Source organism: Sphingobium sp. B11D3B, assembly GCF_025961735.1.
GTDB lineage: Bacteria > Pseudomonadota > Alphaproteobacteria > Sphingomonadales > Sphingomonadaceae > Sphingobium.
Map to the genome: position 1 here is coordinate 2262981 of NZ_JAOQOF010000001.1, position 23561 is coordinate 2286541.

Consider the following 23561-nt stretch of genomic DNA (forward strand, 5'->3'; position numbering starts at 1 on the left):
CACAACCGCCCCTAGCCGCCGGGAAGAGCTCAGGCGCCCTCCTTCAATCCTTCACTCATAACCATCATCCGCCGCGGCATAGCTGTCATCCGCCAGATCGGTGAACCGCGTGATCTTGGAATCGAAGTAGAGCCGCACCTTGCCGGTGGCGCCGTGGCGCTGCTTGGCGACGATCAGCTCGGAATGGCCGGTGATCCGGTCCATCTTCTCGCGCCAGGCCGCATAAGCGCCCTCGTCCTCGATCTTGGGCTCCTTGCTCATCTCATAATAGTCCTCGCGGTAGAGGAACCACACCATGTCGGCGTCCTGCTCGATCGAGCCGGATTCGCGCAGGTCCGAGAGTTGCGGGCGCTTGTCCTCGCGGCTTTCCACCGCGCGGCTGAGCTGGGAGAGCGCGATCACCGGCACCATCAGCTCCTTGGCGAGCGTCTTCAAACCACGGCTGATCTCGGAGATCTCGTTGACGCGGCTATCGCCGGTCTTGCCCGAGCCTTGCAGAAGCTGGAGATAGTCGACCACGATCATGCCGATATTGTGCCGGCGCTTGAGGCGGCGGGCACGGGTGCGCATCGCCGCGATGGTGAGGCCAGCGGTATCGTCAATGAACAGGGGCAGATCCTGCAACTCGCGCGAGGCGCGGACGAGGTTCTGGAACTCGCTATGATTGATCCGCCCCATGCGCAGCTTCTCGCCGCTGATGCCCGACTGCTCGGCCAAAATACGCGTGGCCAGCTGATCGGCGGACATTTCCAGGTTGAAGATGGCAACCGGCGCGCCGATCGACTTTTCCGGCGGGATGCCGTCGGCCATGTCGCGCATCCAGCGGCTGGCGGCATTGTAAGCAATGTTGGTCGCCAGCGAGCTCTTGCCCATGCCGGGGCGCCCGGCAACGATGATGAGGTCCGACGGATGAAGGCCACCGGTGCGGTTGTTCAGGCCATCCAGGCCCGAGGTGATGCCCGAGACATGGCCGCCGGAATTGAGCGCCTTCTCCGCCATGCCGACCGCAAGCCGCGTGGCCTGCGCGAAGGTCTTCATGCTGCCGGTGTCACCGCCCTGCTCGGCCACGGCATAGAGCGCCAATTCCGCCTGCTCGATCTGCCCCTTGGGGTCGATGGCATCGGAGGTGTCGAGCGCCTTGTCCACCAGCTCCCGTCCGACGCCGACCAGCTCGCGCAGCAGCGCCAGATCATAGACCTGCCGGGCAAAATCGCGCGCGCCGATCACCGCCGCGCCGCTGCCGGTGAGCTGCGCAAGATAGGCCGGGCCGCCCAGTTCCTTGAGCGCGGGATCGCTTTCCAGCAGCGGCTTCAGCGTGACCGGATTGGCGACCATGTTGCGATCGACCAGCTTGAGGATCGCCTCATAGATGCGCCCGTGCAGCGGCTCGAAGAAATGCTCGGCGCGCAGCTCCATCTGCACGTCCTCGACGATCCGGTTGTCGATCATCAACGCGCCGATCAGCGCAGCCTCCGCCTCCACATTGCGCGGCATACGGGCTTCAGAGCCGGGCACATCGGGCACCGGAGCAAGACGGATCGTGGTTTCTGACATGGGGGAGGCATTGTCCTCTCTTCCGACGTGTGGCGCAAGAGCCGAGGGTGTACGCCCTGTGGAACCTGGGGATAACAATGGGGACGGATTCCGGCAGGCTCGCCCCCAAGACTCCGTTCGTCCTGAGTAGCCGCTGAGCCTGTCGAAGCGGCGTATCGAAGGACTGCCCACCAGCGCCACAGTTGCTTCGATACGGCCCTTCGCTACGCGCCTCCGGCGCTACTCAGCGCCTACTCAGCACGAACGGCATCTAAGGAGAAGCACATGGCGCTGGTGGGCACGCCTATCTAAGGTGTGCATACCAGGAACCCAACTCTACAGCATTGACGACTTCTTCAACCGTAATAGGGATCGTCTTGTCTGGCGGTCCCCACCGCCGAAAACCCCAGAAAAATGTGGCAATCAACACGGTTGCAATTGCCAATCCCCCGAATGTGGACCAGCCCGCCATCCCAGCGATTGCGCCGCCCAAGGCGGCAGGCGGGATAATGATCAGTCCAAACCAGCAAGAAAGCCCCTCTGGCCCAAAATGGTCCCTCCAATGCTCGCAGAGTTGAGTCAGGTCGGTTCCGAACCGCTCATGCACAGCATTGAAAAACTCGACTGCGTCGTTGCCGTCCATGCCGAGACCCTGGAGCCGATCCGAAAGGTGCACCTTTTCGCAAGGCAACCCACACCCCCAGGCAACGAGGTCAATCACCTCGGCTTGGTAGTTTCGGCTTGTCATCGCCTATTGATGGCCCCGTGCCATACACATCTCAGGGTCGGCGCGGTCCTCACCCCAGCCCCTTCACCGCCTCCAGCACCTCGGCGGCGTGGCCCTTCACCTTCACCTTGGGCCACACGCGCACGATCTTGCCGTCCGCATCGGCCAGGAAGGTCGCGCGCTCGATGCCCATATATTTGCGGCCATAAAGGCTCTTCTCGACCCAGGTGCCGAAGGCTTCGCACACGCTGCCATCGCCATCGGATGCCAGCGTGACGGCGAGGCTGTGCTTGTCGGCGAAGCGCTTGAGCTTGGCAGGCGCATCCTTGGAGACCGCGATGACCGGCACGCCCAGCGCGCCGAACGCATCGATCAGCCCGGTGAAGTCGATCGCTTCGGTGGTGCAGCCCGGCGTGTCGGCCTTGGGGTAGAAATAGACGACCAGCGGCTTGCCACGAAAATCCGCGAGCCGGATCGGCGCCTCGTCCGCACCGGTGAGAGTGACGTCGGGCAGGGTATCGCCTTCGCTCAGCATCATGTCGTTCCTTCCGATGGCGCCGCCTGGCCGGCCAGCGCGTTCCAGCTCGTGGCGATGATCTGCCGCGCGGCATCGATTCGGGCAAGCAGCTCGCCCCAGTCGCGGGCCCCGCAGGCCCGTGCGACCAGCCAGCGGCTTTCCTCCACCGGCTCGCTCGATTGCGGCGCGACGAGGCGAGCGACGACCAGATAGCGGGTCAGCAGGTCCGCCGCCTCGCGCAGCGCGCTGTCGAGCAGCCCGGCGGCGATCAGTCTCTCCAGCGCCATGTTGAGACTGGGCGAGAAGCCGGTGCGATGGGTGAGCTGCGTCACATGGATGAGGAATTCCAGATCGACGAGGCCGCCCGGCATCAGCTTCACGTCGAGTGTCCCGGCCGGCGGCTTGTGGGTGGCGATGTCGCGCCGCATCTTCACCGCCTGCGCGAGCAGTTGCGCGGGGTCGCGCTCCACCATCAGCGTCTCCCGGACGATCTCGTCCAGCGCCGCGCGGGCGCTGGGCGATCCGAACACCGGGCGGGCACGGGTGAGCGCCAGATGCTCCCAGGTCCACGCCGCCTCCGCCTGATAGCGCGCAAAGCTCTCGAAGCTGACCGCCAGCGGGCCCTGATTGCCCGAGGGGCGCAACCGCGTGTCGACTTCATAAAGCGCGCCGGCGGCCGTCGGCACGGAGAGCGCGTTGATCACCCGCTGGGAGAGGCGGTTATAATAGAGCGTCGCGCCCAAGGGCCGGCGCCCGTCCGATTCCGCGTTGAAATCGCCGCTGAACAGGAAGATCAGATCGAGGTCGGAGGCATGGGTGAGCAATCCGCCACCAAAGCGCCCGAGCGCCAGAATGGCCAGCTCGCTACCCGGCACCCGGCCGTGGGTCTGCTCGAACTCCGCCACAGCGGCTGCGGCGAGCACATCCACCGCCGCTTCCGCCACCCGCGCATAGCCCCGCCCGACCTCGAGCGGATCGACCTCGCGGCTGACGATCTGCACGCCCAGCGCAAAGCGCCGCTCGCCCACCACATGGCGGACATGATCGAGCCGGTGCTGGAAGTCATCGCCAGCATCATGCGTGCGCATCGTCTCGATGAGCGTCGGCACATCGGGCGGCAGATCGAGCGCGCTCTGGTCGATCAGCCCGTCGAACAGCGCCGCGCGGCGCCCCAGCGCATCGGCGAGCGTGGGCGCGTGCGAGAGGATCGTCACCAGCGTCTCGGCCAGCGCCGGGCGGGCCACCAGCAGGCGCAGCAGATTGACCGCCGTCGGCAGGCCTTCGATCACCTGATCTAGCTTGTTGAGCGCGGTAAGCGGCGCGGGCGCACGGGCGATCTGGCGCATCAGGCCGGGCAGCAACTCCTCCAGCGCCTCGCGCGCCGGGGCGCTGCGCAGCGGGCGCAGGCTGCCGTCCCGCCAGCGAGTGATGCGCGCGACGAACGGCTCGGTCTCCTCGATGCCGATGTCTTCCAGACGCTGCGCCAGTGCGCGCGGCTCATCGGGCAGGCGATCATCGCCTTCCTCATCCTCGCCGACCAGCCCATCGAAAGTGAGGCCGGTCGCCTCGACATGCGGCCGCAATGCCGCGAGCAGCGCCGCGCCGTCGGCATAGCCGGCCAGCTGCGCGACATTCTCGAGCGCAGCCGGGCTTTCTGGGAGCATGTGCGTCTGCCGGTCATCGACCATCTGCAGGCGATGCTCGATCGTGCGGAGCATCACATAGGCCGCATCGAGCCGCGCGCGCTCGTCAGGCTTGATCAACCCCGCCTCGCCCAGCACGCGCAGCGCCGCGCGCGTGGCCGGTGCCCGCAGCGCGGGATTGCGCCCGCCCTGAATGAGCTGGTGCGCCTGCGCGAAGAACTCCACCTCGCGGATGCCGCCGCGCCCGCGCTTCAAGTCGAAGCCGGGGCCGAAGCGCTGACCACTGGCGTAGTGCGCGCGGATACGCCGCGAAACATCGCTGATCGCCCGGATCGCACCGAAATCCAGACTGCGCCGCCAGACGAACGGCCGGATCGTGCTGAGGAATTCCTCGCCCAGCGCGATGTCGCCGGCCGCCGCGCGGGCGCGCACGAAAGCGGCCTGCTCCCAGCCGACTGCCGCGCTCTCATAATAGCTGATCGCTGCCTCGACCGGCAGGATGATCGGCGAAACCTCGGGCGACGGGCGCAGCCGCAGATCGACCCGGAACACATAGCCGTCCCCGGTCCGCTCGGTGAGCAGCGCCACCATCCGCCGCGCCAGCCGTACCGCTGCCTCCTGTGGCTCTTCCTTGCCGCGCGTCGGGATCGTGTCAGGATCGAAGATCAGGATCGGGTCGATGTCCGAGCTGTAGTTCAGCTCCCGGCTGCCATGCTTGCCCAGCGCAATCACCGCGATGCCGCGCGGCGCCTCATCCGGATAGCGCTCGGCAAAGGCCGCGTTCAGCGCCGTTTCGATGGCTTCGTCGGCAAAGTCGGAGAGCCGCCGGGTGACGATATCCAGATCCCAGAGTCCGGCCAGATCGGCAATCGCTGCCACCAGCGCGAGCGCGCTGCGCCGCACCCGCAGACGCCGATCCACCGCCGCATCGGGCTCCAACGCCCGCCCGGCCGCCCATGCAGCCTCCGCATCCCCCTGAAGCAGCAGTGCAACCAGCTCGGGATAGACATCGATCTGCCGCGCCAGAAACGGCGAATGCGCCCGCGCGCGGGCGAGGGCATCGGTAATAGGGGTGGTGGTCAGGCTCTCCATTGCCGCCTCTTAGCGGCAGGAGGGTTGGGCGGGAAGAGTGGGTGGGCGTGACGCGAGCACACCTCAAGCGTCATCGGCAAGCAAGGTCGCGAAATCCTGCCCGCCATAGAAAATACCGAGAACGGTGACGCTCACGCCGATGGCCGAATAAGCAATCGTCACCCGCCTCCGGAAAGCGATCGTGCGCAGACCAGGGCGAAGGTCGTCGCGCGGTGTCCCGCGGTGGGGGAAATCGGCGAGCTTCTCGCAATGCTCGACAATGGCTCCGACGTAGCGACTGGCGATATCGGCGGACGCTTCGCGAGCAATATAGCGGAACAAGGAGATCAGTTGCGCTTCGGCTTCCGGCGCAAAACTGACCACGCTTTGCATTCGATCAGGACGTGGCGGCGCGTTCTGCGGCCAGCGCGGCCTTCACGTCCGCCGGAGACCGCGCGCGGCGCGGGTCAGCCTGCATCGCATCATAGGTCCGCGCGACGTCTTCACGCAGCCAGGCCTCCACAGCCTGCTCTCGCGCCTGAAGAGCTCGCAGCCCATCCCGGATCACTTCACTTTCGCTGGCATATTCACCCGACGCGACCCGCGCCTTGACCTGCGCCGCCATATCGATGGGCAATGTCACGCTCAGTTGCTGCGTAGATCGCATGGTAAGCTCCTGCGGGACGAACCAGTAGGATTTAATCCTATCATATGCGCATTTCAATCCCGCGGTGAGGATTGGGAGGGCTAAACCGCCACCTCGCGCCATTCTCCCGGTGCCAGTCCGTCCAGCGTCCAGTCCCCCACTTGCCAGCGCACCAGCCGCAAGGTGGGGTGGCCGACCGCTGCGGTCATCCGGCGAACCTGGCGGTTACGGCCTTCGCTGATGGTGAGGCGCAGCCAGCAATCGGGCACGCTCTTGCGCACGCGGATCGGCGGATCGCGCTCCCAGAGGTCCGGCGGGGCGATGCGGTCGGCCTGCGCGGGGCGGGTCATGCCGTCGTTGAGCATCACGCCACGCCGCAAGCGCTCGAGCGCCGGCTCGTCCGGCTCTCCTTCCACCTGCACCAGATAGGTTTTGGGTGTCTTGTAGCGGGGGTCGGAGATGCGCGCCTGCAAGCGGCCGTCATCGGTGAGCAGCAGCAGCCCCTCGCTGTCCCGGTCCAGCCGACCGGCAGGATAAACGCCCGGTACATCGATATAGGCCGAGAGAGTCGGGCGTGGCGAGGGCGAGCGCGCATCGGTGAACTGCGGCAGTACCCCATAGGGCTTGTTGAAGAGGATGAGCCGCGCCATCGTCCGCTTAATCCTCTGGATCGAGGGTGACGCTGCCCTGACTGGCCAGCGCCGCGATCAGCGCCAGCACCGCCGCATCCGGGGTCTTCACCGGCACGTCATCCCCTGCGCAGAGCTGCTCGGCGAAGCGCGCCGCCTCCCCCGTGCAGGCAAACGCCTCGCCATCGACGAACAGCGTCAACGCGTCCGCCCCGTCACGGACGAACACGAAGCGGCTGGCCGGATTGCGTCGCACCGGCAAGCCGTCGTTCAGCGCATCCTGCACGTCCTCCGCCAGCACCGGCGCTTCAGGCCGCCAGTCTGCCTGCGGATATTTGGGCGTGCTGCTTGCCTGCCCGAACCAGCGCGCGAATCCGGCGCGATCCGCCAGTGCCTGCGTCGCCAGATCGTGCAGCCGCGCCAGTGCCTCGGCTGTGATCTCGCCAGGATTGGTCTGTAGCGGCAGGCCGGGGTCGGCATAACGATCATCCTCGGCCAGCCCTTCTGCGACATGGGCGCTCCAGTCCTCGATCAGGTCGCGCTGGGAGGGCGCGCGAAAGCCGATGGAATAGGTCATGCAGTCCGGCCCGACCGCCACGCCATCATGGGCGATGCCCGGTGGCAGATAGAGGATGTCGCCCGGCTCCAGCACCCACTCCTGCGTGGGCCCAAAGTCCGCGAGCAGCCGCAGGTCGTCATGCGGGCGCAACGGCGTCGCCTCGTCGCACAGACCGCCGATCTGCCAGCGCCTTTTACCTGCGCCCTGGATGAGGAACACGTCATATTGGTCGAAATGCGGCCCGACGCCCCCGCCGTCCGTGGCATAGCTCACCATCACATCGTCCATCCGCCAATTGGGGATGAAGCGGAATGGTGCCATGAGCGCGGCCACCTCCGCGACATAATGGTCGACCGCCTGCACAAGCAGCGTCCATGGCGCATCGCCCAGCTCGCCAAAGCGCGCCTCGTCCAGCGGGCCGTGCTCGACGGCCCAGTCGGTGCCGGCCTGCGTAATGAGGCGCGATTCCACCTCCTCCTCGCAGGCCAGGCCGGCGAGATCATCGGGCTCCAGCGGATTGACCCACTCGGCCCACGGATTGCGGATGAGCAGCGGCTTGCGCTGCCAATACTCCCGCAGGAACAGGCCGATGTCGAAATCGGCGAGCGTCATCGCCGCGCTCAAAACGCCTTGCTCGCATAATCGGCGCGGAAGCGGCTCGCGAACTCGGTGAGCCGCCCGGCGGCGATCGCATCCCTCAGCCCCGCCATCAGCGCCTGATAGAAATGGAGATTGTGCTGCGTCATCAGCATCGCGCCCAGCATCTCGCCGGCCTTGACCAGATGATGAAGATAGGCACGGCTGACGCTGCCGCAGACCGGGCAGGTGCAGCGCGCATCGAGCGGTGTCGGATCCTCGGCAAAGCGCGCATTGCGGATGTTGAGCGGCCCGGCCCAAGTGAACGCCTGCCCGTTCCGCCCGGAGCGGGTCGGCAGCACGCAATCGAACATATCGATGCCGCGCTCCACCGCGCCGACGATGTCGTCCGGCTTGCCCACGCCCATCAGATAGCGCGGCTTCTCCACCGGCAGATGGCCCACGCAATGGTCGAGGCAGGCGAACATCGCCTCCTGCCCCTCGCCCACCGCGAGGCCGCCGACCGCATAGCCATCAAAGCCGATCTCCACGAGCGCCTGCGCGGACTGCTTGCGCAGCTCCTCATCGAGCGCGCCCTGCTGGATGCCGAACAGCGCCGCCCGCGCGGCATGGTCTCCGCCCGCATCGAAGCCCGTGCGCGAGCGCGCCGCCCAGCGCATCGAACGCTCCATGGCCTGCGCCTGCGCATCGCGGCTGGCGGTCGTGGGCACCAACTCGTCAAAGCACATCACGATGTCGCTGCCGAGCAGCCGCTGGATTTCCATCGATCGCTCGGGGCTGAGCATATGGCGCGAGCCATCGATATGGCTGGCGAAGGCGACGCCCTGCTCGGTGACCTTGGTGAGTGCAGACAGGCTCATCACCTGATAGCCGCCGCTATCGGTAAGGATCGGCCGCTCCCAGCCGGAGAGCGCATGCAGCCCGCCCAGCGCGGCCACCCGCTCAGCACCCGGCCGCAGCATCAGATGATAGGTGTTGCCCAGGATGATATCCGCGCCCGCCGCGCGCACTTCCGCCGGACGCATCGCCTTGACGGTCGCCGCCGTGCCGACCGGCATGAAAGCCGGCGTGCGGATCACGCCGCGCTTCATGACGATCTCGCCGGTGCGGGCCTTGCCGTCCGTGGCGGCGATGCTGAAGGCGAACCGCGCCGACTGGGGATCGGCCGGCACGCGGAAGGGCGGGGGAGTATGCGGGGCGCTGTCGCTCATGCCCGCGCCATAGCGCGCCGCGGCCGCATTGACACCCCCGCGCAGGCGAAGTGTGCCAAGCCAGGAGGATATCGCGAACACCCTTCACCCTTCTCCCCTTGTGGGAGAAGGATACGCAGCCTTGCCGCCTTCTGGCGGCTAGGCGGAGTTGGATGAGGGGTGGCGGATCTCTGATCCGCGCGATCCTGGGGATCGCTCACCCCTCTCCCAGCTTCGACTAAGGCAGCAAGCTGCCAAGTCTGCGCATCCCTCTCCCTCAAGGGGAGAGGGCATGAAGCCCACCGGCAACCTTCCTTCACCGCCGTTAGATAATCCCGCAAAATTCCATCTGGACCGCCCGCGCACCCGCGTTAAAGTCCGCGCCAGCCGAGGAGCCCACAAGGCCCCGGACCAATCGCCTGCCCCATGCTGCCCGGGGGCGGGCATCATCGGGAGAGATCAGTGGCAGAGTTCGACATGATTGATGCAACGGCCTGGGCGGCGATGCTGCTCGGGGCCTTTACGCTGGCCGCCGCCATCGGCGCGCTGCGCAAGCCTGGCCTGTGGCAGACGATGGTCAAGGAGATCGAGCAATCGCCTGCGCTGCAATTGCTCTGCGGGCTGGTGGAACTGATCCTCGGTGCCGCGGTCTATCTCGCCAATCCCTGGATTCCGGCGGATATCCTCACCTGCATCATGAAGGCCATTGGCGGCATCATGATGATCGAGGCGCTGGTCGTGCTCGCCTTCTCGGACCTCTACTTCCACTTCTGGCTGCGCAATCTGTCAAACATGCAGCGCATCTGGGTGGCGCTGACGCTAGCCTGCGGGCTGGCGCTCACCGTGGCGGGACTGATGCGACTCAACTGACCGCGCGCGGCATGCTGCGTGATGCCGGAAGGACGCAGGCGGACAGGATTGTCGATGCAGAGACGGGCGTGATCGGCGCGGCGGGAGCCTTCTGCCTCCTGCGGCGTTGCACGGATCAGCCTCTTGTCGGAGTTTCAACTTGCGCCCCTTCCCCTCCCTATCCCCTTGTCTTCTCGCCATTCTGGCCATCGCACCCGCTTTGTCGGCACCCGCCCTCGGCCAGACCACGACGGCGGCAAGCGAAGCCGCCGAGCAGCGTGAAGCCGCACGCGCCCGCGCGGGGGACCGGCTGACCATCGGCCTGGGCGCCGCAGTGATCCCGGAATATGAGGGCGCCAACGGCACCAGCATCACGCCCGTGCCCGGTGCGGTCGGCAAGTTGGGCGGCCTCAACTTCCTGTATGTCGGCAATCGCGCCAGCATCGATCTGATCAACGATGGCGGCTCGCGCTGGGATTTCCAGCTCGGTCCGGTCGCCACCATCGGCCTCAACCGCACCAATGTCGACAAGATCGACGACGAGCGCATCCGCGCGCTCGGCAAGGTCGGCACCTCGGTCGAGCTCGGCGGCTATGCCGGCATTGCCCGCTGGGGCCTCATCACCAGCAATTATGACCGCCTCTCTGCAACGGTCACCGCGCGCAAGGATGTCGCGGGCGCCCATGGCGGCACGATCATCACGCCCTCGGTCAGCTACATGACGCCGCTGAGCACCAAGAGCCTCGCGGTCGTGTCCTTTAGCGCCAACCATGTCGATGGCGATTATGCCGGCACTTATTTCTCGATCACCCCCGCACAGAGCGCCGCAAGCACCCTGCCCGTCTACACCGCCGGCAGCGGCTGGAAGGACTGGACGCTCGCCGCCGCCGGCAACATCGCCCTGACGGGTGATCTGTCGGGCGGCCTCTCGCTGGTCGGTGGCGTTGCCTATACCCGCCTGCTCGGCGACATTGCCGACAGCCCGGTGGTCCGCCTCGCCGGATCGCGCAACCAGTGGATGTTCGGCGCGGGACTGGCCTACACATTTTGACGAAATGGCGGCGCGCCGGTACGCCGGTGCGCCATGGAACGTTGGACCCAAGCGCTTTTCACGCACTCATCGACCCGAGAGGCTATTCTCGAACACCGTTTTCTTGCGGCAATAGGGAGTCAGCTTTGGGAGGAAGGCGAATTCGACCTCGCTGTCTCGCATAGCGAGGTCGACAATGCCGGGCATGACGTGATCATCGAAGCGCGCGGGGTAGTGAGGCACATTCAGCTCAAGGCGCTCCATGCGGCCGGGCGTGCTCGCCATTTTCCTGTTCAAAAGCGCCTGGAGGATAAACCTTCAGGTTGCGTCGTTCTTATGCGTCATGATCTCAGAACGCTGATGATCACTGGATATGGCTTCTACGGAGGCATGCCCGGCGAAAAAATGCCTAGCTTGGATGGAAAGATCGTCAAGCACAGCAAGGCAGATGCAAAAGGGAACAAAGCCCGACGCCCGGGCTTGCATCTGCTGCCAGTTTCCCGCTTCCAACCGGCCCCGGACGCGCAATCTCTGACGCGACTGCTCTTCGGCGAGCCCGGTTTACAGCTTGGCCCCGTCGACAAAGCAGGGTAAGGATAGCCCTTCCCCGGGGAGCCTGCTGACTGGCTGAGAGGGATGGGTAGCGCCATCCGACCCGTTGAACCTGAACCGGCTCGTACCGGCGGAGGGAGCGGAGCGTGGCCAGTCTTGCCACCCTCATTCCCTTAGCCACAGGCGGGCCGGCCCTTGAGAGGAGGGTGGCGGCGATGATGACGGGCAGCGTGCTCACCCTGCAACTGGCGCAGGTGCTGGGGCTTTATCTCATTCTCATCGGCCTTGCCGGCCTCTCCGCGCCGCAACGCTGGCGGGCGCTGCTGGATGATTTCGACCGCGCGCCCGGGCTGGTGCTGCTCGCCGGTGCGGTGACCTTCGCCATCGGGGCGGCCCTCGTGCTCGCCCACAGCAGTCTGACCGATCCGCTCGCGACCCTCGTCACGCTGTTTGGCTGGGGTGCGCTCATCAAGGGCGCGCTGCTGATCGCCGTGCCGGGGCCAGTGCTGCGCATCGGCCGCGCGGTCTCCTCCGCGACCGCGACCCGCATCTGGGCGATCGCCGGGATCGTCCTTGGTCTCCTGCTCGGCATCGCCGGGCTCACCGGCCGTGCCGGTTTCCTCTGATTCCTCCGTTCACAGAAAGGCTTATCCCCATGGCTGACATCCCCGCAAAGGCCGAGATCGGCGTGACCACCGGACCCATTCGTGGCAGCCGCAAGATCCATGTCGGCCCGCACCGCGTGGCGATGCGCGAGATTCACCTCGAGCCCAGCTCCGGCGAGCCGCCGGTGCGCGTGTATGACACCTCCGGCCCCTATACGGACCCGGACGCGCGGATCGACATCATGGCCGGCCTTCCCGCCCTGCGCCGCGACTGGATTCTCGGGCGCGGCGATGTCGAGACCTATGATGGCCGCGCGGTGAAGCCGGAAGACAACGGCCAGCTCGGCCCGGATCGCTCCGGCGGTGTCCGCCCCTTCCCCAATGTCGTCAAGCGACCGCTGCGCGCCAAGGCTGGCGCCAATGTCTCCCAGATGCATTATGCCCGGCGCGGAATCATCACGCCCGAGATGGAATATGTTGCCGAGCGCGAAAATCTCGGCCGCGCCCGCCTCGCCGAATATGTCCGCGATGGCGAGAGCTTCGGCGCCAGCATCCCCGATTATGTGACGCCCGAGTTCGTGCGCGATGAGGTGGCGCGCGGCCGCGCCATCATCCCCAACAACATCAACCACCCCGAGAGCGAGCCGATGGCGATCGGCCGCAACTTCCTGGTGAAGATCAACGCCAACATCGGCAACAGCGCCGTCGCCAGCGACGTGGCGAGCGAGGTCGACAAGATGGTCTGGTCGATCCGCTGGGGCGCGGACACGGTGATGGACCTCTCGACCGGCCGCAACATCCACGACACGCGCGAGTGGATCATCCGCAATTCGCCCGTCCCCATCGGCACCGTGCCCATCTATCAGGCGCTGGAGAAGGTCGGCGGCATTGCCGAGGACCTGACCTGGGAGATCTTCCGCGATACGCTCATCGAGCAGGCCGAGCAGGGTGTGGATTATTTCACCATCCATGCCGGCGTGCGCCTGGCCTATATTCCGATGACCGCCAAGCGCGTCACCGGCATCGTCTCGCGCGGCGGATCGATCATGGCGAAATGGTGCCTCGCGCACCACAAGGAGAGCTTCCTCTACGAGCATTTCGACGAGATCACGGAGATCATGAAGGCCTATGACATCGCCTACAGCCTTGGCGATGGCCTGCGCCCCGGCTCCATTGCCGATGCCAATGACGAAGCGCAATTCTCCGAGCTGTACACGCTGGGCGAGCTGACGCACCGCGCCTGGAAGCAGGATGTGCAGGTGATGATTGAAGGGCCGGGCCATGTGCCCATGCACAAGATCAAGGAGAATATGGAGAAGCAGCTGCAGGTCTGCGGCGAGGCGCCCTTCTACACCCTCGGCCCCCTCACCACGGACATCGCGCCGGGCTATGACCACATCACCAGCGGCATCGGCGCCGCGCAGATCGGCTGGTATGGCACGGCGATGCTCTGCTACGTCACGCCCAAGGAACATCTCGGCCTGCCCGACCGCGACGATGTGAAGGTTGGCGTGGTGACCTACAAGCTCGCCGCTCACGCCGCCGATCTTGCCAAGGGCCACCCCGCCGCCAAGGTCCGCGACGATGCACTGAGCCGCGCCCGCTTCGAGTTCCGCTGGCGCGACCAGTTCAACCTCAGCCTCGATCCCGAAACCGCCGAGCAATATCACGACCAGACCTTACCCGCAGAAGGCGCCAAGACCGCGCACTTCTGCTCCATGTGCGGCCCGAAATTCTGCTCGATGAAGATCACGCAGGAGGTGCGCGACTTCGCGGGCAAGCAAAATCAGGGCGTGGAAGGCTTCATCGCCACCGGCCCGAGCGGCGCGGAGACGGCAGCCGCGAGCAAGGCCGCGGCGCTCAAGGGGATGGAAGAGATGAGCAAGGTGTTCCGCGAGACGGGAAGCGAGCTGTATATGGGCGCTGGGGGACGGGAGCGGGGTTGAGGAAGGCGGTAGCTGCGGAGCTTCTCTTGAAAGTCATCCAGCCACCCCCATTTACCGAGTCCGCCAGACCGAAAGGTCGCAATGGAGGGTTGGCAGAGTGGTTTAATGCGCGGGCCTGATAAGCTCGTGAAGGCTTTGTTCTTCCGCGGGTTCGAATCCCGCACCCTATTTGAGAGCCCCGTCGATCAATCGGCGGGGCTCTTTTTGTGGTCTAGATCGTATCCTGGATGACTGCTCCATCCGCACAGGCCACAAGTGGTATAATATGCGCCGTCGGGAGCTATATCGATGTCATAGTGTGATCTGATATTGCGTGACTGACAACGGGGGCAGATTTGAATATCCCCGCTCAATTTTCGCATTGTGAGTTGCACTAGATGACCGATTATGGTGTCGGTCGCGTGGAGAGTGATCGAACAGGCGGTATCGTTAGCGTTACGATCATGTGTTAGCCAGTTTACTAAGCCCCATGTCTTGTCAGCGCAGGATTTTAGATAGCTTCTTAGCTCCTTATTCGATGGCCCTCGGCAAAATTCACCGACAAATATGTCCGCCCAGGCCTTAAAGTCAGCGGCTTTTGGGCGTTCGACAGCCTCTGATAACTCCATTCGCCGCTGCATAACACTCGTTAGTGAGATCAAGCACTCTCGAAGCTGCATTCCGACAGCCTGATAGTCTTCGGCCTCTACAGCTCGCTCATATCGATCGTCTGCCTGCTCCCGCCGCCGAAATACTTCATCAAAAGGATCGGGTTCTTCGCTATCAGGCCGCGACGATCGGCTCTTTAGACGCATCATCAACCCGATATGAAACGAAAGGGTATAATCCAAGCTCGGAAAATGCTTCTGTGAGTAGAGATTGGTCAAATTTGTTACGACCCACCACCGCCCTACGTCAGTCGTAACGTCCCATATTTCATACTTATCACCAAGTACGTATTCCGTTTTTATTCTTTCGACATTGGCTATATTTTCGTCAGGCGCTTGGCCATTGACATAATTTATGATGTCCTGCTCTGCGTCAGGATCGCTGATCGGGCTATAACGAGATATTTCGGCCGCAGGAATCGGGTGGGTGTGCACACACGCATCTTCATCATCCGCACTGTTTGTCACATTGCCCCCCATCTGACTTGCGTAGCTCGCATCGAAAAGTAGAAGGTCGCCGCCACCTCACCGATAAACCTCCCGCCGATGCCCCACCCGCACCACAAGGATCAGCACCCGCGCATCCTCGATCTTTGCCACCACGCGGTAGTCGCCGATCCGCCAGCGCCAGTATCCTGCATGTTCGCCAGCCAGCGGCGCGCCGAGGGAGCGCGGGTCATCGAGGATGGCAATGCGCTCTTCCAGCGTGCGAATGATCCGCGCCGCCTCGCTCTTCCCCAGCTTTCTCAGTTCCTTCGCCGCCTCGGGGACGAACTCAATCGTCCAGGCCAAGCTCGGCCTTCAGTGCTGCAAGCGGGATTGCCTCTTCGGCGCGGAAATCCTTCATCCGCTCTTCCGCGAGATAAAAGTCTTCGAGATCGTCCAGATGTGCCGCGATGGCCTCGCGCGCATAGAAGCTTTTGGTGCGGCCCGTCCGGGCGGCCAGCGCGTCGAGCCGCTGCTCGGTCTCGGCATCAATTCGTAAAGCTAACATGGTGGACCTCCGTGCTATACGTGTATAGCGCAACCCTTGATTTCAATCCAGCTCAATTAGGTAATGGCCAGGTCATGACCTCCACCCCCGCAGACCTCCCCATCCGCGCCCGCCGGGCCGCCTTCAACCGCGCCATTGCTGATGGCGACGCGCAGGCCATCGGCCCCATTCTCGCTCGCGATTGCGTGATGGTCACCGGCACGGATAGCGCGGTCATCGCCGGGCGGGCTGCGCAGGTCAAGGTGTGGCAGCGCGAATTCGCATCGCCCAGCCGGCTTGTGTATGAGCGCATCCCCGCCGCCATCACCGTCTCGCCGGTCGAGCCGATCGCGCTGGAGCAGGGAGAATGGCGGGGCGTGGCGCGGGAGAGTGGCGCGCTGGCGGCCTCGGGCATTTACACCGCCAAGTGGCGCGAGGTGGCCGGGCAATGGGTGATCGAGGCGGAGATTTTCGTCACGCTCGCCTAAGCCGCCCCCGCCCGCGCACGGCTCTGTCCTCCTCGCCCGCCATGCGCTAGGGGATGGCTCCCTTCCCCACGCAACCCATAGGAGCCGGCATGGCCGATCTGTATCTCAAGGCGCTGGAATCCGAGCGCAAGGCCCTGTGGGCGACCTGCCGCTTGAAAGGCCTGCCGCGCGACACACCCGAGCGGGAGCGGATCGCGGCGATCGATGCGGACATTGCCGCGCACAAGGCCAAGCAGGCCGGTGGCAAACAGGCTGGAGGGAAGCCCGCCGGTGCCAAGGCCCCCGCCAAATCTGCCGGCGCGAAGAAGGGCGGCGCGGGCAGCGCGCGCTAAGGCTGGCGCGTGGCGCCGGTCCGCCAGGGCCAGTCGGTCACGCCGCTCGCCCACAACGCCCACCAGATGATCACCGGTTGCAGCGCCAGCCGGGGCGCATGATACCACCAGCCCAGATGCGTGCCGCCGATGGCGATGTCACCCAGCGCATGGTTGAGGTTCGCCGGCCAGACGCACAGCGCATAGAGCGCGAGGCCCATGCCCGCCGCGCGGCGCAGCGGCGGGATCATCAGGCCGAGCGCCCCGGCGATCTCGGCAAGGCCCGTCAGCATCACCACCTGCGCCGGCCAGGGCACCCAGTCCGGCGTGATAGCGATGAAACCGGCGGGGGTGCGCAGATGTGCCATCCCGGCGACCAGATAGGCCGCCGCCAGCACCCACCGTGCCGCGCGTCGTCGCCAGGAGGTGGGCATCGCGCGCCTGACCTTAGCTGTTCCGCATATTCTCCAGCCCCTTGACCACGCCGGTCTTCTGGCTGGGCTGGGACGCATTTTGCTTGGGCGGCTTTTCCGCCTTCGGCTTGCGGACTTCCTTGTTCGACTTTTTCTGGCCCTTGGCCATTGGCGTTCCTCTCGGGGTCACGAGCGCATCAGCCCGCGGCGCGCATCCTACGCCTGTCGCCCTGCAAAAGCGCGTTTATTCGCGGATCCCCTTCCGTCGGGCGATCACCCCCAGCGCACCGCCGCCATGCGCGCATCGAACGCCTCGCCCGGAACCGCTGCTGGAGCCGCCGCCGCACGGGCGTCGGTCGCCTTCCAGGCCTTTTCATGGAAGAAGAAGGCCACGGCATTCACCGCCGGTTCGATGAGCGCGATGCCGCCAGCCATCGCCAACGATCCGGTGAGCAGATACGCCACCGTGAACCCGACGGTCAGGTGAACGGCCAGATAGGTCAGCGTCTTGGTCAGGTCACGGGGCATGGCAGTCCTCAATCTCATTCCGCGCGCCGGGCACGGCAGCGGATGGCTGATCATTTATTGAGAACCGCTCGCAAATGCCAATCGATTGATCCGCTTACAGTGATGGATCGGGCGTGTGCTCCACCCCTTTCCTCCCGAATATCACCCGCACCGTATCCGCTTCCTGGGTCTGAGCAGCGGCGGCGGGCGACGTCCTAGAAGACTCGGGCTGCGGGCCATTCGCAGGCACCGCGGCCTTCCGCGGCTTTTGACCGTCCCGCGTAGAGAGCTTGCGGATGATCGCCCGCACATCGGCAGGACTGTCCCCGCTCGTCACCTCCACATAACCGATGCCCGCGCGGCGCAGGGCTTCCTTTTTCACCGCGTCGCGCGCAGCAGCCGCGCCCTGATGGTGGCCCGTGCCCTGAAATTCCACTGCGTGAAGGGGCCGGCAATCCCGGTCGACAATCAGCAGATCGACCCGCTTGGCATTGATGGCGCGGAACGCCTCATGATCCCGGCTGCCCAGAATCTCGCCCAGCGACACCTGCCCCATCGCGCGCCAGCCCGGCGCATCCTCGGCCAGCGCCCGGTCGATATGAGCGAGCAGTCGGCGCTCCGGCTTGTTGAGGAGGGCGCGGGGGAAGAAGGATGCGTTCATCACCGTGCGGAGCTGGTCGGCCGCGTCCGGTCCATCACGCAGGCCCGCCCGGGGACTATCCTGCACCCCCACGCCTGTATGATAGGCCCGCCGCGCATTGCGCTTTTCCCACCATGCGCGGCGCTTGGCACGGCTCGCTTTCTCGAGCGACCGCTCGATCACCATGCCGAACAGCGCGCCCGCAAGCAGCAGCATGAAGAGCAGCCACGGCTTGTCGATCAGTGCGAGAATTTCCTCTGGCATCAGCATCACCCGGCAAGTGCGGTCAGCGCAAGTCGCTCCCGACTCGACCTGTCACTAACAGCATGAAGTTAATGGGTGTTTGAACGTGGGCGACGCTCCCACCTCCGCTCGCATCGCAAAGCGCTTGCCCGCAAAGCATAGCGGGCGCAGAGGGAAGGCATGATCGACGCCGTCACCCTCAATATCGTCCGGGCGCTGCCCCTCGCGCTGCTGCTCGCCGGTTGCCAGTCGCATGGCGATGAGCCCAATGTGCCGGGGAATCGCGACGACAACCGCCCTTATTCTGAGATTGCCGCGAACGAGACCGTGCGCTTCACCGGCACTGAGCCGTTCTGGGGTGGTCAGGTCGTCGGCAAGACGCTGGTCTATGAAACGCCCGAGACACCCAAGGGCGAGCGGATCGCGGTGGAGCGGTTCGATGGGCGCGGCGGCCTCTCATGGAGCGGCACGCTGAACGCGACGCCCTTCACGATGACGCTGACGCCGGGCGATTGTTCGGACGGCATGTCCGACCGCACCTACCCGTTCGTGGCCACGCTCCAGATCGGCGATGCACTGCGCTCGGGCTGCGCCTGGTCCGATGCGCATCCTTTCAAGGGCGATGCGGCGCCCTGAGCCGGACGCCGGCTTTATTGCTCGACGACCTCAACCTCGACCGTCTGACTGTTCATGATGACCGGGCCGAAGGAAGTCAGGAAGGCCACGTCCGCTGCATCGCGGCCGATGCCGATCTTGGCCATCTCCCCTTCCGTGGCCATGCCGGTCGCATCGACCAGATGCCAGCTGCCATCCAGGAAGACCTCGGCAACCGCGTGGAAGTCCTGCGGGGTGACATTGGGCGCATAAACGCTGGCGAAGCGGGCGGGGATGCAGGAGGCGCGGGCGAGCGCGATCACCATATGGGCGAAATCGCGGCACACGCCCTGCCGGCGCACGAAGGTCTGCAGCGCCGTCGTTTCGGGCGTGCTCACGCCGGGCAGGTAATGGAAATGACCGCTGACATAATCCCGGATCGCGGCGATGCGCTGCCCGCCCTGCAGATCGCCGAACGTCTCGCCGACGAAGCTGATGAACTGGCTGCCCGGGCAATAATGGGAATCGAGCAGATACTGCACGGCCTCGCCCGGCAGCATGTGCGGCGGCAGCGCTTCCAGCCCGCTCACGTCGGCCAGCAGGCGGTGGATCTCCACCGTCGCGTGATAGTCCGCCTTCAACTGTCCCTGCGCGCGCATCAGCACGCGCTCGCCGATATGGTCATGCGCGGCGACACGAGCGAAATGATCGAGCACGCTCAGGTCCAGCCGGGCATCGGACACCGTCTGTTCGGGCAGATGCGCCGCTTCGATATGGAGGATGAGATCGGTCGGCTGGGGCAGCGCATAATCGATCGCGGCATGGATACGCAGTTTCATCCCCGCGCAACGTGCGGGCGGCATATTGGTGGCGGAGGGCGCTCTAAAAAAGACATCGTGCATCGCGGACAGCCTCATTTCACCCTTGTCGTCCCTCGCGCGCCTGCCTAGCGTCCGGCCGTGGGGGAGATGAATAGCAATGCCGATCAAACTGTTAGCATGGGCCGCACTGTTCTTTGCGACCATGGCACCGCCTGCGCAGGCGGCCTGGCTGGAAGCCTCCAGCGAGAATTTCGTCATCTACGCCGACCAGAAGCCGGAGGAGATCAAGCAATTCTCTGACCAGCTCGAACGCTTCCACCACGCCATGGGCTATGTGCTCTCGGTTGAGATGGAGCCGCCCAGCCCGTCCAACCGTGTGACCGTCTATGTCGTGCGCAGCGACAAGGACGTGCGCAGGTTACAGGGCGGCGACAGCAAATATACCTACGCGTTCTATGTGCCGCGCGCGGGGGATGCCTTCGCCATCGTTCCCCGGGTGAAGACCAGCAACACCACGCTCGATATGCCGATGCTCGCGCTGCTGCACGAATATGCGCACCATTATCTGATCTCGACCAGCAGCTACGGCATGCCGCTCTGGTTCTCGGAAGGCGCCGCCGAGTTCTTCGCCTCTGCCCAATTCCGCAAGAACGGCAATGTCGGCTTGGGGATGCCCGCCAGGCACCGCGCCGGCGACCTGATGTACGGCGATGTCATCCCGGTCGCGCAAATCCTCAATTCGGGCCATTATCCGAAATCCGCCTCCCAGGGTGCCGCCTTCTATGGGCGGAGCTGGCTGCTTTATCATTACCTCACGTTCAGCAAGGAGCGTCCCGGGCAACTGGCGATCTATCTGCGCCTGCTGCGCAGTGGCAAAAGCCTTACGGACGCGGCGACAGGCGCATTTGGCGATCTCAATGCCCTGCAGCGGGATCTGGACAAATATCTGGGGCAGAGCCGCATGACCTATCTGGAGCTCCCTGCCGCCACACTCAAGCCCGGCCCCGTCTCGGTCCGCGCGCTGAGTGAGGGCGAAGCGGCGGCCATGCCGCTGCGGATCGAGCTCAAGAACCGCCCCTCGCCTGAAGAACTGGAGACGCTAGTGGCGGACTTGCGCGCTCTTGCGCCGCGCTATCCCAACGATGCGGCGCTGCACGCCACGCTGGCCGAAGCCGAGCTGGAAGCGGGTCATGAGGATGCCGCCCTCGCCGCTGCCAACACCGCCCTCGCACTCGATGACCGGCAGGTGAGCGCCTATCTGGCGAAAGGAAGGGCGCTGTTCCGCAAGGCGGAATCCGCCCCGGACGCCAGCGCGGCCTATGCCGAAGCGCGACGCCCGTTCATCGAGCTCAACAGGTTCGAGAATAATCATCCCCTGCCCCTGCAATATTTCTACCGCAGCTTCCTTGAGCAGGGCCGGCGCCCGACCGAGAATGCGGTGGCCGGGCTGGAGCGCGCTGTGGTGCTGGCGCCGTTCGACCAGAATCTCCGTACGATGCTGGTGATGCAGCTGCTGCGGGACCAGCGCTATGATGACGCGCTGATCAACCTCGGCCCGCTGGCCTTCGATCCGCATGGTGGCCCCAGCGCGACGTGGGCACAGAGCCTGCGCGATCGCATCGAGGCGCATGACCGCAGCCAGCCGCTCGATGTGGACGCCCTGCTGCAGGACCTCGCAGCGGCGCAGGCCGAGGATGCCGGCGATGAGGGCGGCGAGAACATCAGGGGAAATTGAGCCCCCTCACCGTCACCCCGGGCTTGACCCGGGGTCCAGCTTTTCTTTCGCACGCATCGCCAAATACATTGCGGCTTTCCGTGTTCGGACGTTTCAAGCGGCACGCCTTCTTCGCAAGAAGGCCAGCTGGACCCCGGGTCAAGCCCGGGGTGACGATCGGGAAATGCGGCAGCGGCGCCGCCGCCCCTTCATTGTTTCCCGATTCGCAGCGTCACGCCACTCGCAAATGTAGCGTCTTATAAACGCTCATCGTAGTTAATGACCCCATTTGGATCATTAACTAGTTCTCTTAAAACTTCCCCTCAGAATTTCCTGATTATTTTGCGATAATCGAAGTTAACGAGCGTCCAATCGTAGTTAATACCATTTTGTATCGAGAAGTATTCCTTCACACCGGCTTCAGGACTTTTGAAGGGAACATCGCCGTGAAGAAAACGCTTATCGCTCTCGCTGCCGGTGCAGCCGCTATCGCCTCCGCAACTGCCGCGAACGCGAGCACCTTCGTCATCAACAACCTCTCGACGCAGTATAGCAGCCCGAGCGGCGAGGTGAGCATTGGTTCGTCGTGGTGGAACACCACCTCCTACAGCGGCTCGTTCTCGCCCCAGAATATCTCCGGCACGTGGGACGGCAAGGCGGTCAGCTTCCTGGCTTACTGTCTCGAAGTCACCCAGGACTCGAGCACCGGCACGTTCAATGTCGTGTCGCTGAGCGATTATCTGGGCGGCTCTCTTTATAACGACGTCGCCGCGCTGGTGAGCAATTATGCCGGTGGCGACAAGACTCAGTCCGCTGCCCTGCAACTGGCGCTTTGGGAGACTCGCTACGAAACGAGCAACTCGAAGAACCTGGGCGCCGGTTACTTCGAGCTCGAATGGGCGAGCCAAGGCGAGTCCACGCTGATCAACACCGCCAATTCCTACCTTGCCAACAAGGGCACGATTAACAGCAATCTGGATTTCTGGGTCGCGACCAACAGCAGCAAGCAGGACCTGCTGTTCTACACCGTCAAGCCCGCCGTGCCGGAGCCGGCCACCTGGGCGATGATGATCATCGGTTTCGCTGCGATCGGCCGCACGCTGCGCGCACGCCGCCCCAATATGGCGATCAGCTTCAGCTAAGCACAACCTTTACGATGTGGGAGCGGGAGCCTCGTGTCTGCGGACACGGGGCTCCTTGCTGTGCGACAGGCGCGCGCCCCGATAGGCCTTTCACCGCGTCGGCACGGGCTCATCACCGGCGTAATCGTAGAAGCCCCTGCCCGTCTTGCGCCCCAGCCAGCCGGCTTCGACATATTTGACGAGCAGCGGCGCGGGCCGGAATTTGGGATCGCCCGTCGTGTCCTGCAGCACCTTGCAGATCTCCAGACAGGTATCGAGGCCCACGAAATCGGCCAAAGTCAGTGGACCCATGGGGTGGTTGAGGCCCAGTTTGATCGCGCTATCGATGTCTCTCACGCTGGCCACGCCCTCGCCCAGCGCGAAGATTGCCTCATTGAGCATAGGCAGCAGAATGCGGTTGACGATGAACCCCGGCGCGTCGAACGCATGGACGACCTCCTTGCCCAGCGCCTGCGCATAGGCCTCCACCGCCTGCACCGTCTCCGGCGAGGTGGCGAGGCCGCGAATGACCTCCACCAGCGCCATCACCGGGACGGGATTGAAGAAATGCACGCCGATGAACCGCGCTGCGTCGGGCGCCGCCTGCGCGAGCCGCGTGATCGGAATGGACGAGGTGTTGGTCGCGAGAATCGCATCCGGCGCCAGAACCGCGCCAACGTCCGCGAAGATGGCGCGCTTGATGTCCTCCCGCTCGGTCGCAGCCTCGATTACCAGATCGCACCCGGCGACATCATCGAGCGCCACCACCGGCGTGATCCGTGCCAGCGCCGCCTGCGCATCCGCTTGCTCGAGCTTGCCATTCTCCACAGCGCGGGCGAGTCGCTTCTCGATTCCGGCCTTGCCCTTTTCCGCACGCGCGAGATCGATATCGCGCAGCAGCACATCCATGCCGGCCTGAGCGCTCACCTGCGCAATGCCCGCGCCCATCTGGCCGGCGCCGATCACAGCGATTCTGCGCATATCTGTGTCCTTTC

The 23561-nt window shown here is 64.8% G+C and carries 28 protein-coding genes, 1 tRNA gene and 1 riboswitch; of the genes, 11 read left to right on the top strand and 18 right to left on the bottom strand.

Translation table 11 applies throughout. The features are described 5' to 3' along the window. Positions 1-51 precede the first annotated feature (51 nt). From M2333_RS10620 to tgt, 9 genes are all read right to left on the bottom strand, one after another. On the bottom strand, positions 52-1554 hold the full coding sequence (locus tag M2333_RS10620) for a replicative DNA helicase (RefSeq protein ID WP_264611727.1): 1503 nt from the start codon (positions 1552-1554) through the stop codon (positions 52-54). Between the two features lie 283 nt (positions 1555-1837). Then, the gene (locus M2333_RS10625) at positions 1838-2176 is read right to left on the bottom strand and encodes a hypothetical protein (RefSeq protein ID WP_264611728.1); all 339 of its coding nucleotides are present in this window, start codon (positions 2174-2176) and stop codon (positions 1838-1840) included. Positions 2177-2330: 154 nt separating this feature from the next. Next, positions 2331-2795: a thioredoxin-dependent thiol peroxidase gene (gene bcp / locus M2333_RS10630; protein WP_181561306.1), complete on the bottom strand. Its 465-nt coding sequence runs from the start codon at positions 2793-2795 to the stop codon at positions 2331-2333. Then, positions 2795-5512 carry a bifunctional [glutamine synthetase] adenylyltransferase/[glutamine synthetase]-adenylyl-L-tyrosine phosphorylase gene (locus M2333_RS10635; protein ID WP_264611729.1) on the bottom strand — a complete coding sequence of 906 codons (2718 nt, stop codon included), beginning with the start codon at positions 5510-5512 and terminating at the stop codon, positions 2795-2797. The genes bcp and M2333_RS10635 overlap by 1 nt, the downstream gene beginning before the upstream one ends. Before the next feature lie 63 nt (positions 5513-5575). Beyond that, positions 5576-5884, bottom strand: coding sequence for a type II toxin-antitoxin system RelE/ParE family toxin (locus M2333_RS10640; RefSeq protein WP_264584280.1), 309 nt, complete (start codon positions 5882-5884; stop codon positions 5576-5578). A gap of 4 nt (positions 5885-5888) precedes the next feature. Further along, positions 5889-6158 carry a type II toxin-antitoxin system ParD family antitoxin gene (locus M2333_RS10645; protein ID WP_264584279.1) on the bottom strand — a complete coding sequence of 90 codons (270 nt, stop codon included), beginning with the start codon at positions 6156-6158 and terminating at the stop codon, positions 5889-5891. Between the two features lie 80 nt (positions 6159-6238). Further along, positions 6239-6787: a pseudouridine synthase gene (locus M2333_RS10650; RefSeq protein ID WP_264611730.1), complete on the bottom strand. Its 549-nt coding sequence runs from the start codon at positions 6785-6787 to the stop codon at positions 6239-6241. A gap of 7 nt (positions 6788-6794) precedes the next feature. Further along, on the bottom strand, positions 6795-7937 hold the full coding sequence (locus M2333_RS10655) for a cupin domain-containing protein (RefSeq protein WP_264611731.1): 1143 nt from the start codon (positions 7935-7937) through the stop codon (positions 6795-6797). 8 nt (positions 7938-7945) lie between these two features. Beyond that, positions 7946-9133, bottom strand: a complete 1188-nt coding sequence (gene tgt / locus M2333_RS10660; RefSeq protein WP_264611732.1) for a tRNA guanosine(34) transglycosylase Tgt — start codon at positions 9131-9133, stop codon at positions 7946-7948. Between the two features lie 441 nt (positions 9134-9574). On the opposite strand from tgt, the gene M2333_RS10665 reads away from it, so the two are divergent. The 6 genes from M2333_RS10665 to M2333_RS10690 all read left to right on the top strand — a co-directional run bounded on the left by M2333_RS10665 (position 9575) and on the right by M2333_RS10690 (position 14264). Beyond that, positions 9575-9982 carry a hypothetical protein gene (locus M2333_RS10665; RefSeq protein WP_264611733.1) on the top strand — a complete coding sequence of 136 codons (408 nt, stop codon included), beginning with the start codon at positions 9575-9577 and terminating at the stop codon, positions 9980-9982. A 199-nt stretch (positions 9983-10181) separates the two neighbouring features. After that, complete coding sequence (locus tag M2333_RS10670; RefSeq protein ID WP_264592249.1) at positions 10182-11012, top strand: MipA/OmpV family protein; 831 nt, start codon at positions 10182-10184, stop codon at positions 11010-11012. A gap of 33 nt (positions 11013-11045) precedes the next feature. Beyond that, on the top strand, positions 11046-11585 hold the full coding sequence (locus M2333_RS10675; RefSeq protein WP_264584275.1) for a hypothetical protein: 540 nt from the start codon (positions 11046-11048) through the stop codon (positions 11583-11585). 4 nt (positions 11586-11589) lie between these two features. Beyond that, positions 11590-11700, top strand: a riboswitch (TPP riboswitch). 58 nt (positions 11701-11758) lie between these two features. Next, entirely contained in the window at positions 11759-12169 is a 411-nt protein-coding gene (locus M2333_RS10680) for a DUF2065 domain-containing protein (RefSeq protein ID WP_264584274.1), read from the top strand. Positions 12170-12198: 29 nt separating this feature from the next. Beyond that, positions 12199-14094 (top strand): phosphomethylpyrimidine synthase ThiC, encoded by a 1896-nt coding sequence (gene thiC / locus M2333_RS10685; RefSeq protein WP_264611734.1) that lies wholly within the window; start codon positions 12199-12201, stop codon positions 14092-14094. An 83-nt stretch (positions 14095-14177) separates the two neighbouring features. Next, positions 14178-14264 (top strand) — tRNA-Ile (locus M2333_RS10690). 15 nt (positions 14265-14279) lie between these two features. On the opposite strand, the gene M2333_RS10695 is transcribed toward M2333_RS10690, so the two are convergent. Genes M2333_RS10695 through M2333_RS10705 form a run of 3 tightly spaced genes read right to left on the bottom strand, consistent with a single transcriptional unit; the run spans position 14280 to position 15735 of the window. Then, positions 14280-15209 carry a hypothetical protein gene (locus tag M2333_RS10695; protein WP_264611735.1) on the bottom strand — a complete coding sequence of 310 codons (930 nt, stop codon included), beginning with the start codon at positions 15207-15209 and terminating at the stop codon, positions 14280-14282. Between the two features lie 57 nt (positions 15210-15266). Next, positions 15267-15533, bottom strand: a complete 267-nt coding sequence (locus M2333_RS10700; RefSeq protein WP_264572025.1) for a type II toxin-antitoxin system RelE family toxin — start codon at positions 15531-15533, stop codon at positions 15267-15269. Next, positions 15517-15735, bottom strand: a complete 219-nt coding sequence (locus tag M2333_RS10705) for a TraY domain-containing protein (protein ID WP_264611736.1) — start codon at positions 15733-15735, stop codon at positions 15517-15519. Before M2333_RS10705 ends, M2333_RS10700 begins: the two co-directional genes overlap by 17 nt. A gap of 74 nt (positions 15736-15809) precedes the next feature. Here M2333_RS10705 and M2333_RS10710 point away from each other — a divergent pair, with 74 nt between their 5' ends. Beyond that, positions 15810-16202, top strand: coding sequence for a nuclear transport factor 2 family protein (locus M2333_RS10710; protein WP_264611737.1), 393 nt, complete (start codon positions 15810-15812; stop codon positions 16200-16202). A gap of 89 nt (positions 16203-16291) precedes the next feature. Then, the gene (locus tag M2333_RS10715; protein WP_264611738.1) at positions 16292-16534 is read left to right on the top strand and encodes a hypothetical protein; all 243 of its coding nucleotides are present in this window, start codon (positions 16292-16294) and stop codon (positions 16532-16534) included. On the opposite strand, the gene M2333_RS10720 is transcribed toward M2333_RS10715, so the two are convergent. From M2333_RS10720 to M2333_RS10735, 4 genes are all read right to left on the bottom strand, one after another. Further along, positions 16531-16947 (bottom strand): DoxX family protein, encoded by a 417-nt coding sequence (locus tag M2333_RS10720; RefSeq protein ID WP_264611739.1) that lies wholly within the window; start codon positions 16945-16947, stop codon positions 16531-16533. The two genes, M2333_RS10715 and M2333_RS10720, sit on opposite strands and share 4 nt — an antisense overlap. Positions 16948-16960: 13 nt before the next feature. Continuing rightward, the gene (locus M2333_RS10725) at positions 16961-17095 is read right to left on the bottom strand and encodes a hypothetical protein (protein WP_264572020.1); all 135 of its coding nucleotides are present in this window, start codon (positions 17093-17095) and stop codon (positions 16961-16963) included. 104 nt (positions 17096-17199) lie between these two features. Then, positions 17200-17454 carry a DUF2061 domain-containing protein gene (locus M2333_RS10730; protein ID WP_264611740.1) on the bottom strand — a complete coding sequence of 85 codons (255 nt, stop codon included), beginning with the start codon at positions 17452-17454 and terminating at the stop codon, positions 17200-17202. A gap of 94 nt (positions 17455-17548) precedes the next feature. Further along, complete coding sequence (locus M2333_RS10735) at positions 17549-18343, bottom strand: DUF2726 domain-containing protein (protein ID WP_264611741.1); 795 nt, start codon at positions 18341-18343, stop codon at positions 17549-17551. A gap of 153 nt (positions 18344-18496) precedes the next feature. Between M2333_RS10735 and M2333_RS10740 the strand changes: the two genes are divergently transcribed. After that, positions 18497-18952, top strand: a complete 456-nt coding sequence (locus M2333_RS10740; protein WP_264611742.1) for a COG3650 family protein — start codon at positions 18497-18499, stop codon at positions 18950-18952. Positions 18953-18966: 14 nt separating this feature from the next. Here M2333_RS10740 and M2333_RS10745 read toward each other — a convergent pair whose 3' ends face one another. Beyond that, entirely contained in the window at positions 18967-19749 is a 783-nt protein-coding gene (locus M2333_RS10745) for a transglutaminase-like domain-containing protein (protein WP_264576563.1), read from the bottom strand. A 139-nt stretch (positions 19750-19888) separates the two neighbouring features. On the opposite strand from M2333_RS10745, the gene M2333_RS10750 reads away from it, so the two are divergent. Together M2333_RS10750 and M2333_RS10755 are read left to right on the top strand one after the other, a co-directional pair. Continuing rightward, positions 19889-21466, top strand: a complete 1578-nt coding sequence (locus M2333_RS10750; RefSeq protein WP_264611743.1) for a hypothetical protein — start codon at positions 19889-19891, stop codon at positions 21464-21466. A 425-nt stretch (positions 21467-21891) separates the two neighbouring features. Then, the gene (locus tag M2333_RS10755) at positions 21892-22587 is read left to right on the top strand and encodes a PEPxxWA-CTERM sorting domain-containing protein (protein ID WP_264572014.1); all 696 of its coding nucleotides are present in this window, start codon (positions 21892-21894) and stop codon (positions 22585-22587) included. Between the two features lie 90 nt (positions 22588-22677). Here the strand turns inward: M2333_RS10755 and M2333_RS10760 are convergent, their stop codons facing one another. Then, positions 22678-23547 carry a 3-hydroxybutyryl-CoA dehydrogenase gene (locus M2333_RS10760; protein WP_264611744.1) on the bottom strand — a complete coding sequence of 290 codons (870 nt, stop codon included), beginning with the start codon at positions 23545-23547 and terminating at the stop codon, positions 22678-22680. Between the last annotated feature and the right edge of the window lie 14 nt (positions 23548-23561).